This window comes from Fischerella sp. (assembly GCF_013388695.1).
GTDB lineage: Bacteria > Cyanobacteriota > Cyanobacteriia > Cyanobacteriales > Nostocaceae > PCC9605.
In genome coordinates, this window is record NZ_JACAEU010000012.1 from 1 (window position 1) to 14,542 (window position 14,542).

The 14,542-nt window shown below is 41.9% G+C and carries 15 protein-coding genes; 7 read left to right on the plus strand and 8 right to left on the minus strand.

Going from position 1 to position 14,542, the window contains the following annotated elements:
* Positions 1-107 precede the first annotated feature (107 nt).
* Together HXY43_RS01690 and HXY43_RS01695 are read left to right on the plus strand one after the other, a co-directional pair.
* Entirely contained in the window at positions 108-1,145 is a 1,038-nt protein-coding gene (locus HXY43_RS01690; protein ID WP_290879163.1) for an AI-2E family transporter, read from the plus strand.
* A gap of 160 nt (positions 1,146-1,305) precedes the next feature.
* Positions 1,306-1,608 carry a DUF2288 domain-containing protein gene (locus HXY43_RS01695; RefSeq protein ID WP_026734337.1) on the plus strand — a complete coding sequence of 101 codons (303 nt, stop codon included), beginning with the start codon at positions 1,306-1,308 and terminating at the stop codon, positions 1,606-1,608.
* 103 nt (positions 1,609-1,711) lie between these two features.
* Here the strand turns inward: HXY43_RS01695 and HXY43_RS01700 are convergent, their stop codons facing one another.
* The 4 genes from HXY43_RS01700 to HXY43_RS01715 form a co-directional block, all read right to left on the minus strand.
* On the minus strand, positions 1,712-2,929 hold the full coding sequence (locus HXY43_RS01700) for a pilus assembly protein PilB (protein ID WP_290879168.1): 1,218 nt from the start codon (positions 2,927-2,929) through the stop codon (positions 1,712-1,714).
* Between the two features lie 215 nt (positions 2,930-3,144).
* Entirely contained in the window at positions 3,145-4,320 is a 1,176-nt protein-coding gene (locus HXY43_RS01705) for a HetZ-related protein 2 (protein WP_290879171.1), read from the minus strand.
* 994 nt (positions 4,321-5,314) lie between these two features.
* Complete coding sequence (locus tag HXY43_RS01710) at positions 5,315-5,665, minus strand: carbon dioxide-concentrating mechanism protein CcmK (protein WP_026734341.1); 351 nt, start codon at positions 5,663-5,665, stop codon at positions 5,315-5,317.
* Between the two features lie 131 nt (positions 5,666-5,796).
* Positions 5,797-6,114 (minus strand): carbon dioxide-concentrating mechanism protein CcmK, encoded by a 318-nt coding sequence (locus HXY43_RS01715; RefSeq protein ID WP_026734342.1) that lies wholly within the window; start codon positions 6,112-6,114, stop codon positions 5,797-5,799.
* Positions 6,115-6,173: 59 nt separating this feature from the next.
* Between HXY43_RS01715 and HXY43_RS01720 the strand changes: the two genes are divergently transcribed.
* Together HXY43_RS01720 and HXY43_RS01725 are read left to right on the plus strand one after the other, a co-directional pair.
* Complete coding sequence (locus tag HXY43_RS01720) at positions 6,174-6,458, plus strand: cytochrome P450 (protein WP_290879175.1); 285 nt, start codon at positions 6,174-6,176, stop codon at positions 6,456-6,458.
* A gap of 10 nt (positions 6,459-6,468) precedes the next feature.
* On the plus strand, positions 6,469-7,353 hold the full coding sequence (locus HXY43_RS01725; protein WP_290879178.1) for an alpha/beta hydrolase: 885 nt from the start codon (positions 6,469-6,471) through the stop codon (positions 7,351-7,353).
* Positions 7,354-7,616: 263 nt separating this feature from the next.
* Here HXY43_RS01725 and HXY43_RS01730 read toward each other — a convergent pair whose 3' ends face one another.
* From HXY43_RS01730 to HXY43_RS01740, 3 genes are all read right to left on the minus strand, one after another.
* The gene (locus HXY43_RS01730; protein WP_290879180.1) at positions 7,617-8,531 is read right to left on the minus strand and encodes a branched-chain amino acid transaminase; all 915 of its coding nucleotides are present in this window, start codon (positions 8,529-8,531) and stop codon (positions 7,617-7,619) included.
* Between the two features lie 119 nt (positions 8,532-8,650).
* Positions 8,651-9,316 (minus strand): hypothetical protein, encoded by a 666-nt coding sequence (locus HXY43_RS01735; RefSeq protein ID WP_290879182.1) that lies wholly within the window; start codon positions 9,314-9,316, stop codon positions 8,651-8,653.
* 5 nt (positions 9,317-9,321) lie between these two features.
* The gene (locus tag HXY43_RS01740) at positions 9,322-9,954 is read right to left on the minus strand and encodes a ParA family protein (protein WP_290879186.1); all 633 of its coding nucleotides are present in this window, start codon (positions 9,952-9,954) and stop codon (positions 9,322-9,324) included.
* 109 nt (positions 9,955-10,063) lie between these two features.
* Here HXY43_RS01740 and HXY43_RS01745 point away from each other — a divergent pair, with 109 nt between their 5' ends.
* From HXY43_RS01745 to HXY43_RS01755, 3 genes are all read left to right on the plus strand, one after another.
* Positions 10,064-11,443: a cytochrome P450 gene (locus tag HXY43_RS01745; protein ID WP_290879188.1), complete on the plus strand. Its 1,380-nt coding sequence runs from the start codon at positions 10,064-10,066 to the stop codon at positions 11,441-11,443.
* Positions 11,444-11,819: 376 nt separating this feature from the next.
* Positions 11,820-13,229, plus strand: a complete 1,410-nt coding sequence (locus HXY43_RS01750; protein WP_290879190.1) for an ATP-binding protein — start codon at positions 11,820-11,822, stop codon at positions 13,227-13,229.
* A 25-nt stretch (positions 13,230-13,254) separates the two neighbouring features.
* Positions 13,255-13,929, plus strand: a complete 675-nt coding sequence (locus tag HXY43_RS01755) for a response regulator transcription factor (protein ID WP_026734351.1) — start codon at positions 13,255-13,257, stop codon at positions 13,927-13,929.
* Positions 13,930-14,325: 396 nt separating this feature from the next.
* Here HXY43_RS01755 and HXY43_RS01760 read toward each other — a convergent pair.
* Positions 14,326-14,542 (minus strand): hypothetical protein (locus HXY43_RS01760; protein ID WP_290879193.1); only part of this gene is annotated, 217 nt, incomplete at its 5' end.

The window sequence follows — 14,542 nt, forward strand, 5'->3', positions numbered from 1 at the left end:
CCACTAACCACTAACCACTAACCACTAACCACTAACCACTAACCACTAACCACTAACCACTAACCAATTAAAAATTTAACCATTATCAGGCTCTTGCCAAATAATTTATGAGTAGCTTTGGAGCCAACAATTTTTGGTCGCGGCTAAATAACCTTGCCTTAGTTCGATTTTTGCTTTTGGTTGCTTCTGGTTGGGCAATAATCCAACTTTTAGCTTACTTTGAACCAGTCATTGTTATTTTTACATTTGCTGCTATTTTAGCTTTTTTGCTTAGCTATCCCGTACAATGGCTGCGGCGTTTTTTACCTCACGGTTTAGCAGTTTTTGTAGTTTTTTTGGTTAGTATTGTAATTATTGGAGGTCTAGCAGTTACTGTTGGCTTAACTATTTTATCTCAAGGGCAACAATTAATTGACAGTGTTAGTGCTTTTCTCAATTCTTTAGTACCTCTTTTAGAGCGAATAGAAGAGTTATTTAATAAACGCAATATCCAACTTGATTTAACTGTAATCGAAGAGCAAATACGCAATCAAGCTATAACTAGTCTTGTATCTAGCTTGGCTATTTTACAATCTATTTTAACTAATTTTTTGACTTTTATATTAATTGCAGTTGTCGCTTTCTTCATGTTGCTAGATGGAGAAAAAATTTGGTATTTTTTAATTAAACAGATACCTCTGCAACGACGTAGTAGATTTACAACTGTAATCAGACGTAAATTTTTGGGATTTTTTCGGGGTCAGTTACTATTAACTTTATTCCTGGCAAGTACAACTTTTATAGTTTTCTTATTATTAAAAGTTCCTTTTGCATTGATATTGTCAGTGATAGTCGGGATACTTGATATAATTCCTGGTATTGGTGCAACATTAGGAGTAAGCATAATTACATTAATTGTGTTGTCTCATGGCGTTTGGTTGGCTCTAAAAGTACTGGTAGCTTGCATTGTACTTCAGCAAATCCAAGATAACTTAATTGCACCTCGCATTATGCAAGGTGCACTGAATCTGAATCCTGTAGTTGTATTTTTTGCATTACTAGTAGGTGCAAGAGTAGCAGGTTTACTGGGTATTTTTATTTCAATTCCTATCGCTGGTGTTATTGTTTCTATGTTTGAAATAGATGAAATGAAATCGGAAGTTTAGTTATTGGTCATTTGTCAAAAGTTTTTGCTAGTAAAAATCAAAAAATATTCTGTATATGTACATATTGATTAGTAGTTTTCCTTTAAATTAGCTTAAAAAGTGGCTATGCTTTCTGTAAATTTGTCTAGTATAGTAACTAATGAATATAAAATAATGACTAATGACTAATCAAGATTTAAGAGCAGAATTAACAGAAAACCTGGATGAGGCTGAATGGGAGTGGTTAATTCCCCATGCACAGAGAGATGCAGTAATTGTGGTAGCAGCAGGATTAGATTTGTTAGAAGTGGGGGTAGCCATTGCTAGCGATCGCGTTTTGGAAGTACAAAACTGGATTGATGAGGCATTAATTACCAAACCGTCTTTAGACCAATTGGGTGAATGGAATAGCGATCGCACTAAGCGGTTTAATACTCTGATTGTGCAGCCCTTTGTACTCGTGCAAGAAAAATTCGCCGCTTAAGCCAATAAAAAGCTGCACAAGCAATCTTTGATAACCTCTGGCACTCAGTTCACTGGTAAGCAGCCACAACTGCTTGGTAGGTTTGCGATTTTGTGAGTGGCTCTTAAGTTTCCACCGAGAGCATTTTGATATGATGGTCTAGATTATGTAAGAGCTGACTGAGAGCGTTAAAAGTTTCTAGCTGACTCGAATTGACACTGCGGTTAAGGAGAAGCCTTTCTTGCAATTCATGCAATTTGTAGCTGAGTTGCTGAGAAATACCCAAAGCGTCGCGGCTAAGGCGTGTTAACTGTTGTTGTTGATAGAATTTTAACGCTGCTCCTCGCAGTACCTGTAATGTTGCCTCTTCGCCATACATTCCTGGCATGACTCGCAAGCGCAGTAACAAACGGTCTTGTTGATACAAGCATTCTCTCTCTACTTGTTTTGGTTCTGCGAGTGTAATCACAGGAAGAGAACCAAATCGTTTTAATTCATTCATTACCCCCTGAAAGCCAGACAGGGGCACTTTTTCTAATACTGACTGCAAAACTCCATTTTCACTCCACAGAATCCTGCCAGTGTAAGGAAGCCTTTCTAAGTAAAGCCGACCAATTCCTCCAGCTAATACTCGCCCTAATAATTCTTCCAGTAATTTTTTTGGTGGTAATGTCAATAGCACTTCTACAGGCGTGAATTCCTCTGGAACTGGCACTGATAAAACAGGTAATTTACTGAGAGTTGGTGAGTCTACAGTATGCTCCTGCTGTACTTCTGTTTTGGGGTGTGTGGTAGCATTAGAGTCAGCGTTGATGGGAGAATCTGAATGCAAAAGGGAATTTTCAGGAGTTGGTGGCTGAGCTAAGAAATCTGTTGGTTGTTGATTTGGTTCTAAGTGGATATTTGTAGAGGCAAGAATTTGCTCAAAATCTTTGAGTGTGCTTTGTTCTTGACCAGTTGCCACCGAAGCTTGAGGCTGTTGTGGAATTTTCAATTGGGATGTATTTTTATAGTTGAGATATTCAGAGAGTATGCTGCGGTGGTTATCGCCTGTGATTGGTAGAGGTATCAATTTGCAATTAATATAAGACAAAATCCGACAAACGTAATTAAGCGCCGCACTGTCTTCTGAATTGACCATACCCAAGAACAAGCTGTTGTCTTCTATTTTTAAGGGCAAAACTTGATGGTAGAGGCAAGCTTCAAAAGACAAAAGACTCTCAATCAGCCGGAATATTTGCTCGCGTTCCAGTTTTTGCTCCCACTGCGTTAGTGTATCGGATAGCACTTCTTGCTGAGCACTGGCTTCGGTATCAGTTGGTTTGCCCTCTGAAGACAACATAGGCTTTGATTGCTTGATGTTTCTTTATATACTATTCTGCCTTTAAGTTTTTGGACAGTAAATAAATCATCACCTTTAGATAAATTAAGGGAAGGAGGACAAAGAGGGATGGGGTGATGGGGAGAGTCCATTTTTATATTCTCCCCAACTCCCCACCTCCCCAACTCCCTATCTCCCGCTCCTTCTCTCTCCCTTGTCTTACCACTCCCAATACCTTACTCTTGGGTTCTCAAAGCTTGGGCTGTTAGATAGACTTTAGTCCATTCACCCATTACCTGATGGCTTTTGAGTTTTAGCTTTTCGGCTACTTCTTCTATGCTATTGCCAGTCCTTCGCAGTTCTAAAATCTGCCGCTGAGTCGGCGTCAATTTTTCGTGTAACTGCTGAAGTTGGTTTGGTGTCAGTCCCAAGTTATGCTCCTGCAAAGATGTTTGCAGCCAAGATTCGACTAGTTCTGGTTTATCTTTGAGAGCGAAAACACGCACGGCGTGGTAGCTAATTTTTTCGCGAAGCCGATAAACCTCCTTAATCGGCTTGTTTAATTTTTTGGCGATCGCATCTTGGGATTTGCCTTGCAGGTATAGGCGCAACCACTCAACAGCTTCTTGCCCAAGATTTTGTTGTAAGTAATCTTCAAATTCCTGTTTGACTGACTGTCGCAGCGTCTGCTGTTCTTCTAGTTCTTGTGCTTCTTGATATTCTGCGATCGCTTGGCTATCGACCAAGTTCACCCGGTTGTCACTGTCGTCTGTAAGAATCTCTTCCGAGACTAGCCGAATCATGTCACTACCAGGTACTTGAGTTAGGCCGCCACGCTGGGTTCTACGTAAGTAATTTACAAAACGATACACGAGCAGCGGTTGATTGCGTACAGGTCGCAAACAATATTCTTCTGTGCTGGCAAACAGTAGTGCATTCCGCAATCGGGGATCGGTCGTAAATTCAGAAATAAAAGCCATTTGCTGCTGCATGTAATTATCACTTTGCAGCAATTCTTGAATGACTTCTTGCAGAACATCTAACACACTCCGTTGGCGATCGCGGCTGAGGGCAACCCATGTCTGAATTCTATGCCGCAATGTCACCAAACTGCCTAAACGAGTGATTAAATTACGATAAGCAGCTTCTCGTCCTTTGCCTAAATAGCGTTGATGTAATATCTTCCAGCGATATTCCATCGCTTGCTTGGCAATTTCCAATTCCTTGGGGTTGAACTGATCAAACCGCTCTTGGTTACTTCCTAAAAGCCAGTAAACCACGCTTTCTCTATTGGCCGCAGTTTGTTCTGGACACTCTTGGGCTAGACGTTTGTGCCAGAACTGTGCTATTTTGTCTGCCTCAGAAGCCATAGTGAGATTGCGCTCCTCGAAACCCTGTTTTAAAGTTTGCATCACAACCCCCGTTTGTTGTCCCACTCAACTTTTTGATTGGCAGTTGCCCCCAATTACCAGATGTCCAGTCCAGACATCTCAGTGATTCTACTTTTATTACGTTCTGACTCACTGGTTTTATGCAGGAGTTTCTGCACTTGCATGAAAGTTTCCGATCTCATATTCCTGGAAATCAAAGTCTGTGAGCAACTTTCCCCACTGTCCCAGATTTTTAAGTTTTATAAACTACATTCATTTTTCAACTTCAAAAAAAGTGTTTCACTAAGAGTGGATGAGGACGCTCCTTGGCCGATGAGAAGTTAGAAAAGGCTGACATTTGCCCCCGTTCGCATGGCAAATTATGATTTCCTTGTATGTAGACGCTGTTTTAGATCCTTTGGTTTCACTCCTGTGGGAGTCCCCAAAACAATTAAAAATTAATAAATTGAAAATTAAAAATTGGAAAACATGGGTATTACATAGATTAAAGATTAATATTGAGTACAAAAATTCTGCATTTAACCAATAAATTTACGTATATTTTTGCAACTCGTATTATAAAACTTGCTATAATTACGATTCCGCAGCATTCTCTATAAGAGCCAGAGACTCTGTCGTTACCAAGTTCAACCTGGTAACGAGGGTGGGGCTGCTGATTCCTGGCTGTTGCAATTGCTGCAAGATGTGAATAGAGAAAGCAAAAATATATTGCTACATTGATTCATAGCATTTATTTAGCAAGACTACTTTTCCTCGTCCTCAAAATCTTGTTTGAGAAAGAGACAGTAGCATACGAGATTATTTTGAAAAATTTATTGAAAATTGCATAGTACCCTGAAGGGTACTTTTAAATAGATTTGATTAAGCCTGAGTGTGGATTGAGCGATCGCTATTTTCAATGATACAGTTTACTGAACGAACTCAACTGTGCCATCCAGGTTTCTGTGAATAGTCAATGGCCATTAGTCAATAGTTAATGTTTTGACTATTGACTCTGGACTATTGACTCTGGAAATTAGCGAATACCGGGTCTTGGTACTATCGGATTTTCCACTGCTTGTCTATACTGTTCTACTTCCTCTGAGAAGCCAATAGGCAGAACAGCTTCAACGTTTTCATGAGGACGAGGAATGATCACCCAGGTTTCTAGGGTACCGCCATGAACCTGTTCTACAGCTGCTATACCAGCAGCTACAGCGGTTTTTACCTCTTGAATATCACCCCGCACATTAACTGTAAAGCGAGCGCTACCAGCTCTTATATATCCTACGAGGGTGACTCGACCAGCTTTCACCATCGCATCTGCTGCCGCTAAAACAGCAGGAAAACCCTTAGTTTCAATTGATCCAACTGCCTGTAGTGGCATTGGTTATCTCCTATATCAGTAAATCGTATGTGGCGCTACCAACTAATTGTACGAAGGTTCCTACATATTTTATATAGGTTTATCATCTTGACTTTCCTGCATATTAGTGAAATGAACACTTTAGAATCACGTCAGAAAATGCGGAACGGTTCTGATTTTTTGGTGAAATGGATAGGTAGAACGCTTTCCACATTCTCCGGAGGGTTAGGAACAATGTAGTGGGTGATGACCTTCCCGCCACTACCTTGAGCTTGTTTTCCAGCTTCTATACCTGCTTCAATAGCTCTTCTTACTTCCGCTACTTGTCCCCGGACGGCAACTACAAACTGAGCGCTTTCTGCTAGACCATAATATACAAGAGTAACTTCGGCAGTTTTTACCATCGCGTCTGCTGCTGCCAGTACAGCAGGAAAACCTAAAGTTTGAATTACTCCAACCGCCAATGGCATGGCTTGACTCTCCAAAAGTTCGGGCAGTGTGATATTTATTCTACGCGGCTTCACAACAGATGGAAATGGGGAATTGGGGATTGGGGATTGGGCAAATTGCACCGCCACATGAAGAAGATAAAAAACATCCCTTTGCACTGGTAGGCTTTGGTGGAGGCCCTCATATTTGCTTGGGCTTTGAATTTGCCCAGATGGAGATGAAAATTATTTTGGCGACACTGCTACGCCAGTATGACTGGACGGTAACACCAGATCGCGAGACAATTGCACCAGTATACCAACCCTCAAAAATTCAGGACAAACTGCGGGCACACATTCAGCAACTGCGGCAGACAACAAGGTAAACTAAAATTTATGTTTCCTAGTTTTCTCTCAGCCGCCGTTGGGCAACTAACAGAATCTACCTCCGTTGCTCTAGCTCAAAGCATTGAACAGATAGCGATCGCTACTCCCCTGAGTTCCGAGCCAATTCTTACAACCTACGTGCGTAGGGGTAGTGGTGGTACGCCGTTACTGTTAATTCATGGCTTTGACAGTTCGGTTTTAGAATATCGTCGCCTCCTGCCATTACTTGCAGAACACAATGAAACTTGGGCAGTAGATTTGTTAGGTTTTGGGTTTACAAGCAGACCAAAAGGAATCAAGTTTAGAACTGCTGAAATCAAGACTCATCTTTATTATTTTTGGAAAACTCTGATTAACCAACCTGTCATTTTGGTAGGTGCTTCGATGGGGGGTGCAGCAGCGATTGATTTTACTCTCACTTACCCAGAATTAGTCAAAAAGTTAGTGTTAATTGATAGCGCCGGTTTGGTGGGAAGTTCACCGTTCATCAAATTAATGTTTCCACCGTTGGATTATTTCGCAGCTCAATTTTTGCGTAATCCCAAGGTACGCCAAAGCATTATTCGCGCTGCTTATAAAAACAAAAGCCTTGCTTCAATTGATGCTCAATTATGTGCAGGATTACATCTAGAATGTCCGGACTGGCATCAAGCTTTAATTGCATTTACAAAAAGCGGTGGTTACACTGCTTTTAGATTTAAGAAGTTGGGAGAAATTCAGCAACCAACACTGATTTTATGGGGTGATTCCGATAAAATTTTAGGCACTACGGATGCTAAGCGCTTTAAGAGGGCAATTCCCAACAGTAAACTCATCTGGATTCAAGATTGCGGTCATGTCCCTCATTTAGAACAACCGCAGATTACCGCCCAGCATATTTTAGAGTTTCTTTGAAACGCAGAGGCTCGCGGAGGTAAACGCAGAGGGGCGCAGAGTCTTGGTGTAGAAATTTCGCGCGCGAGCTTATGCAATGTTGTACTTAGAAAGCTATGGTGAAGGTTCTAGGGGAATTTGCGGTTATACTTTGCTTGTGTGAGTATGAAGAGAAATCAAAAAAGCACAAAATACTAATTATCGCGGTTTCCAATTGAGGTAGGAGCAATTCATGAATTGCCGCTACCCGCGTACCTCATTCAAACGAGAACCGCTATAATAACTTAATTAATAGAAATCGAAAATACCCAATCACGGTAATTAGGTTCTCGATTTTCTGTAATTGCTGTCAGTTTTTCCCTGAGTTTTTCAGTTATTGGTCTATGTTCTGATAAATAATAGTTTTCAATTCTGTTCACAGGAACAACTCTGGCTGCTGTACCGCAGAGAAATACTTCATCAGCAATCAAAAGCTCAGATTTATCTATGGGACGTTCGATGACTTTAATACCAAGGTCTTGAGCGATTTTTAAAACACTATCTCTAGTGATTCCTTCAAGAATATCCTGGTCAAATCCAGGGGTAAAAATTTGTCCATTCCTAACAATAAAAATATTCATCCCAGAGGCTTCACTGACTTTACCCTGAGCATTCATTAGAATTGCCTCGTCAAAGCCAGATTCAACTGCTTCTGTCTTGGCAAGAGAAGAAGTAATATAAGCTGCACTAATTTTCCCACGTAGTGGAAAACTCGCATCTTCTTGCCGACACCAAGAACTAATTCGACAACTTACTCCTTCTGGAGATAAATAATCGCCTAATTCTAATCCATAAATAGCGAAACTTTTATCGATATTATGCAGCCTTGGGGCAATTCCTAAATCAGAGGTGAAGACAAAAGGACGAATATAAAAGGAATTAGTTGGCTGATTTTTTTTTACAAATTCAACTATAGCTTCTTGAATTTTCTGAGCTGGTAAGTTGTAGTGCAAGAATTTCGCACTTTGACTTAACCTTTGACAGTGACGGTCTAATCTAAACAACAAAATTTGTGTAGGATCTTGCGGATCGGGAATACCTCGCATGCCACCAAATGCAAGCGTTCCATAGTGCAAAGCGTGGGTAGCAATGGAAATTGTTGCTTCTTGAAAAGGTACGAATTGATCTTGAAAGTAAGCAAATGGTAGAAAATTGTACATGAGCAATATTACAGACTGTATATTTGGATAATGGATTGTGAATTTAGCTCCTTCGCTTTGCTCAGGACACTTCGCGTTTTAGATTTGGGATTGATGGCACAATCTCAAATCTAAATTTATCAGTCAAGTAACCACATTTGAGATGAATTATCCGCAGATTCTTCAGGTTGTTTTGGTGGTAGTTTTTCTGTTGGGCGGTATGGAAGTTTTTCTGTGGCGCGGTATGATTTTCTATAGGTGATTGCTTGGGGTTTTTCTTTGTCTTTTTTCAAGGTATTAATTTCTTCCGTGAGCTTGGAATTAGCTTCTGCAAGTTGCAGGGCTACTTTTTTAGCTTCGTAAAGTTCTTGGGTGAGACGTTCTGCTAATACATCTTTTTCAGACAAAGCTGATTGCAACTCGCTAACTTGCTGACTTAAATTGTCTTCGTTTTGTTTTGTTTGCTCTAGAGAAGCTTGCAATTTTTTCACTGTGGCTTCTTTTTCAGACAAAACTGATTGCAGACCACTAACTTTGTGTTGTAATTTCTCCTCATTTTGCTGTGATTGTTCTAAAGAAGCTTGTAACTGTTTGACTGTAGCTTCTAAATCAGCCTTAGTTGGGTTTGTACGTTTAGAGTTTGTTTGCTCGTTGGTGTTGGTGGAAGATTCATCTGTGGTCGATGTACTGTCTTCTGCAACTTCCTCAGCAGTAACTTCAATTACAGAATCACCTTCTGCTTCTGGGGATGAAATTTTTTGTGCTTCTTCTTGGATGACGTCAGAAAGACGTTTTCTGGTAGCCATTATTTTTATTTCCTCCAATCACGTTGTAATTCATCAGCCACACGGCGATAGTCTGACTGCGCCTCTCGTGCATTGTTACCTCGCCATTGAGTAATCGCCACACCTTCAAGTGCTGCTCGTTCGTGAGCCTTATATATACGAATAAAAGCTTTACAGGCGGGAATTCCTAACTGCATGAGAGTGTTTTGTGCTTCCAAAGCCTCCCCTAAACTCCGCGTATCTACTTTAGTCAAAAGCACCCGATAGGCAACTCCCACGGGAGTGACTGCTTCCCTGACGGTGTCAATGAGGACAGCTAAATCCATCGGTACTGGCGGTGTGGGCAAAACTAAATAGTCTGCGATCGCCACTACCGCTGTCAAAGCTTGAGAGTGTAACGCCGGAGGCGTATCGACCACCACTAAATCGTATCCCTCTATCTTACGCAAACGAGCTAAAAGTTGGGGATCTGTCTCTTGAGATAGATCAAACCCCATTCCATCCTGACTACGCTCAAACCACCAACTAGCAGAACCTTGAATATCTGCATCTACCAAAAGAACCTTTTGTTGTTCCGCAAAGATTGCAGCAAGATTGATTGCAGTAGTTGTTTTAGCAACTCCTCCCTTACCGTTGAGGATAGCAATAATTCTTGGCACAAATTACTTCCGATCCTGTCTTCACCTGAATATACCGCGTTTCGTAACACAAAAAATATCTGAAATCGCCACAATAGAATCCAGAAGCGCTAATTAAAGATAAGTATTCATGACAGCAACTCTAAGCTTACCTGATGGGCCAAAAATGCCACGTTTTTTACGACTGATGAAATTCATATTTCAGCCTGTGCAATACGTGGAAGATTTTGCCAAAACCTACGGTGACACCTTCACCATCTGGGGACAAGATGATTCCCATATTGTCTACTTCAGCCAGCCAGAAGCGCTGCAACAAATTTTCACCGCTGACCCCAATCATTTTGAGAGCGGCAGGGGAAACCAGGTTTTAAAATTTCTGCTGGGGGTAAATTCTTTAACTCTCATGGATGGCGATCGCCACCAACACCAAAGACAACTATTAACTCCTCCTTTTCATGGAGAAAGGATGCGTGCTTATGGAGATGCTATCCGTGAAATCGCTCAATATGTTAGTGATAGATGGCAAACAGGCAAACCTTTCAATATCCGCACCTCGATGCAAGAAATTTCCCTGCGTGTCATCTTGCGAGTAGTATTTGGTTTGGATGAAGGACAGCGTTTAGAAGAACTGCGACAATTGCTTACTTCAGTGCTGGAATTCAGCAGTTCTCCCTTTATGTCCACAGCTTTATTTTTTAGCTTTTTAAGGACAGATTTTGGGGCTTGGAGTCCGTGGGGTCGATTTTTGCGCCTGCGCCAAAAAATCGATGAATTGATTTTGGCGCAAATTCGAGAACGTCGCCATGAATCTAATCAAAATCGCCAAGATATTCTGAGTTTATTGATATCTGCTCGTGATATTGACGGTCATTCAATGTCAGATGAAGAGTTGCGCGATGAATTAATGACGATGTTGGTGGCGGGACATGAAACCACAGCTTCGGCTTTGATTTGGGCTTTGTACTGGATTGATTGTTTACCAGAGGTGCGGGAAAAATTACTACGAGAACTGGATACCCTTGGCGATCGCCCAGATCCGAATACAATTGCCAAATTACCTTACCTCACAGCCGTTTGCCAAGAAACTCTGCGGATTTATCCGATTGCCATGACTGCTTTCCCTCGGATTGTCAAATCTCCGATAGAAATTGGTGGTTACAAACTGCCAGCAGGTACAGTCATTATCCCTAGTATTTACTTGGCGCACCATCGCGAAGAAGTCTACCCACAGCCAAAGCAATTTAAACCAGAACGCTTTTTAGAACGGCAATTTTCGACCTATGAATATTTACCCTTTGGTGGCGGAAATCGCCGCTGTATTGGTATGGCGTTTGCTCAATATGAAATGAAGATAGTATTGGCAACTATTCTGTCACGCTTTCAGGTGTCCCTAGTTGGAAAGCATCCCGTGCGTCCTGTCCGCCGTGGTTTGACTATAGCCACACCAGCAGGAATGCAGATGATTGCAACACCGCAGGAGAAGCATGTAAGTACGGTAGTAGCAGTTTAATTTACGCTCCCACGCCTTAAGGGACTTCCAAATAAAAAAACATCCCAAATTTTCTTGTGGGATGGGTGTCCCCACCCGTCCGATCTGAAGGGCGGGCAGGATGCCCACCCCACAATCCGGGATAATTTATTTCTTGGAAATCCCTAAAGGTGTGGAATTATTGTCTCATCGTGGTCAGGCTCGGTGACTTCTACCTTGCACCGAAGCCACCCTTCGGGTGTCAACAAGAAGTCACCGAATCTTGCAAACCATCAAAATTACCTTGGCAGACCACTAGAGTCGCGAGGTTTTATGATTTCATAAATGAATAAGAATTGCTATCTATCTTCCGTAATTAGGGTTCAAATTAGGGATGTGGCAAAACCAAATCAGACACGTGCATCGATGGCGTCGATTGGTATTTGGAGCTAGAACACGGGTAATAGCTTCGTATGTTGTGCTGGTAGTATTCTCCACCGTTGTATCACTTTTAGCAATTCGTCGCATCCTCATTGCTCGTTTAGAACAGCATATTGAGAAATCTTTGGTTCAGGAGGTGGAGGAGTTTCGTCGCTTAGTCAAGGGACGAAACCCAATGACAAGTCAACCCTTTGGGGATGATGTTGCTGCTATATTCGATGTATTTCTAGCCCGCAACGTTCCCAATGACGATGAGTTTCTGATCGCAATATTAAACGGCAAATTCTACAAGTCCAGTCATACAGCAATTCCAGACTTTCTGAATCCTCCTACTAACTCAGAACTGATCAAGGTTTGGGCTAAACTCACTCAGCCAAAACGAGGTGAGTCAAACAGCACACACGGTACTATTCGCTATCTGGCAGAACCAGTCAACATTGGGGGAAAAACTCGTGGAGTGTTTGTGGTAGCACACCTCCCTGCTGATGCTTATGAAGAGGTGAATCAGGTTGTTGCGATTGTCGGAATTGTCGAGGGGATTATGGCTATTATTGCCTTAACCTCCGCAATTGCTTGGTTAGCAGCAGGAAAGATACTGATCCGCCTGCGCTTACTCAGTGAAACAGCCCGAGCGATTAGCGAGTACGATCTGACGCAACGCATTGCGATCCAAGGAAGCGACGAAATCACTGAACTTACAATCACCTTCAATGAAATGCTGGAACGGCTCCAGGCAGCCTTTGCCAGTCAACGAGACTTCATCAACGACGCAGGTCATGAACTGCGGACACCAATCGCCATTATCCTATGCTCTCTAGAACAACTCGAAGTTGATTCTCTAGAGCAACGTGAAATACTAGAATTAGTCTTCAGCGAGTTGGGGCGCATGAGTCGCTTGGTAGATGAACTCCTACTGCTGGCTAAGGCGGAGCATCCCAATTTTTTAAATATAGAAATTGTAGAAATCAGCTCGCTAACTGAGGAACTGTATGTTAAGGCAAGCACCTTAGCAGACAGAAATTGGTGTTTAAAAGCCAAGGGTTCGGGTCGTATCATCGCTGACCCCCAGCGTCTCACCCAGGCGGTAATGAACCTTGTCCAAAATGCGATCAAGCATACAACACAAGGGGATACGATCGCTTTGGGATCTATCTTGACTAATGACCAGTTTCGTTTGTGGGTAAGCGATACAGGCGAAGGCATTACTCCCGATCGGCAAGAGCGGATTTTCCAGCGTTTTGTCCGAGGCGACAGTCATCGTCGTTCTGAGGGAGCTGGTTTAGGATTGGCGATTGTCAAAGCGATTGCTGAAGCTCACGGTGGTCGGGTGAAATTAGTTAGTCAACCAGGTTATGGGTCTACCTTTACCATTATCATTCCCATTTAAACTTACCAAGGTTGAATTGGACTTTATGAATAAAATTCTCATCGCCGAAGACGAAATTCCCATTGCTAGCTTTCTGGAAAAAAGTCTGCGAGCAAATGGCTTCATGACCGCAGTAGCAAAGGACGGTGACGAAGCAATTCAGATGAGTTGCAGCCACAAATTTGATCTGTTAATTCTTGACCTCAGTCTTCCTGGTAAAGATGGCACACTTGTGATGGAACAGTTGCGAGGTCAGGGCGAACGACTGCCCATTATTGTTCTTACAGCTCGGGACGATATCAAGGACAAAGTTGCCGCACTGGAGGGCGGAGCCGATGACTACGTGACCAAGCCATTTCGTATTGAAGAATTACTTGCTCGGGTGCGCCTGCGGTTGCGCGATCGCCAAGTACATGAACCTGCACGCAAGCCAGAAGTAGTCCGAAAAGTCGGTAACATCGTCCTTGACTTGCCCAAGCGCCAAGTCAAAGTTGGCGATCGCACAGTTCAGCTATCAAACCGCGAGTTTATTCTCTTAGATACCTTTGTGCGCCACGCCGATCAAGTCCTCAGCCGGGAGGATCTTCTCAATTACGTTTGGGGCTACGACTATGACCGCTGCTTTAATGTTGTGGATGTGTATGTAGGATACCTGCGGAAGAAACTGGGCAATGACCTAATCGAGACCGTGAGAGGCATGGGCTATCAGCTGCGAATATAAGAAAGTTCTTATAAAGTTCTTATAATTTTCTCATGACCCAATATATAAATATCAAGTAAAGTTTGCTTTATAGTAGTTGTTTTTGTAAAGAATGCATAGTAAGGGTACAAAAAGTTTTTACCCCTATGATATGCATTTCATTCAAGACAAAACGGCTATAACTTTCTTATGTCACTCTCATGAAAGATAAAAGTTCTCCGAATTTATTATCTGGTTGAAAATCCAAAAGAATTTGAATATTCTCTGTGAAAGTGACAAAAGAGGGATAAAAGTGAGTGATGACATTAAAACATGAAGACGGTCTTTAGACTTGTCAGTTAATAAGCTTTATTCACCTGAAACATAAATATGTCAGGGGCTTCATAATGGAAAATACTTGTTAGTTTAGATAGTTTTTCAAAAGGCTTGCTGTTCAAACAAAAGATTTGTCGCTATCTGAAACCTCAAGAAATTAGAAATTTCTGAATCTAAATTCTTGTGATGCGACAACTCTAAGGGATTACCAAGAAATAAATTATCCCTTCTTGTGGAGTGGGCGTCTCGCCCGCCCTTGGTTATGGGCGGACAGGATGTCCACCCCACAAGAAAAATTGTATGTTTTTTTATTTGGAAG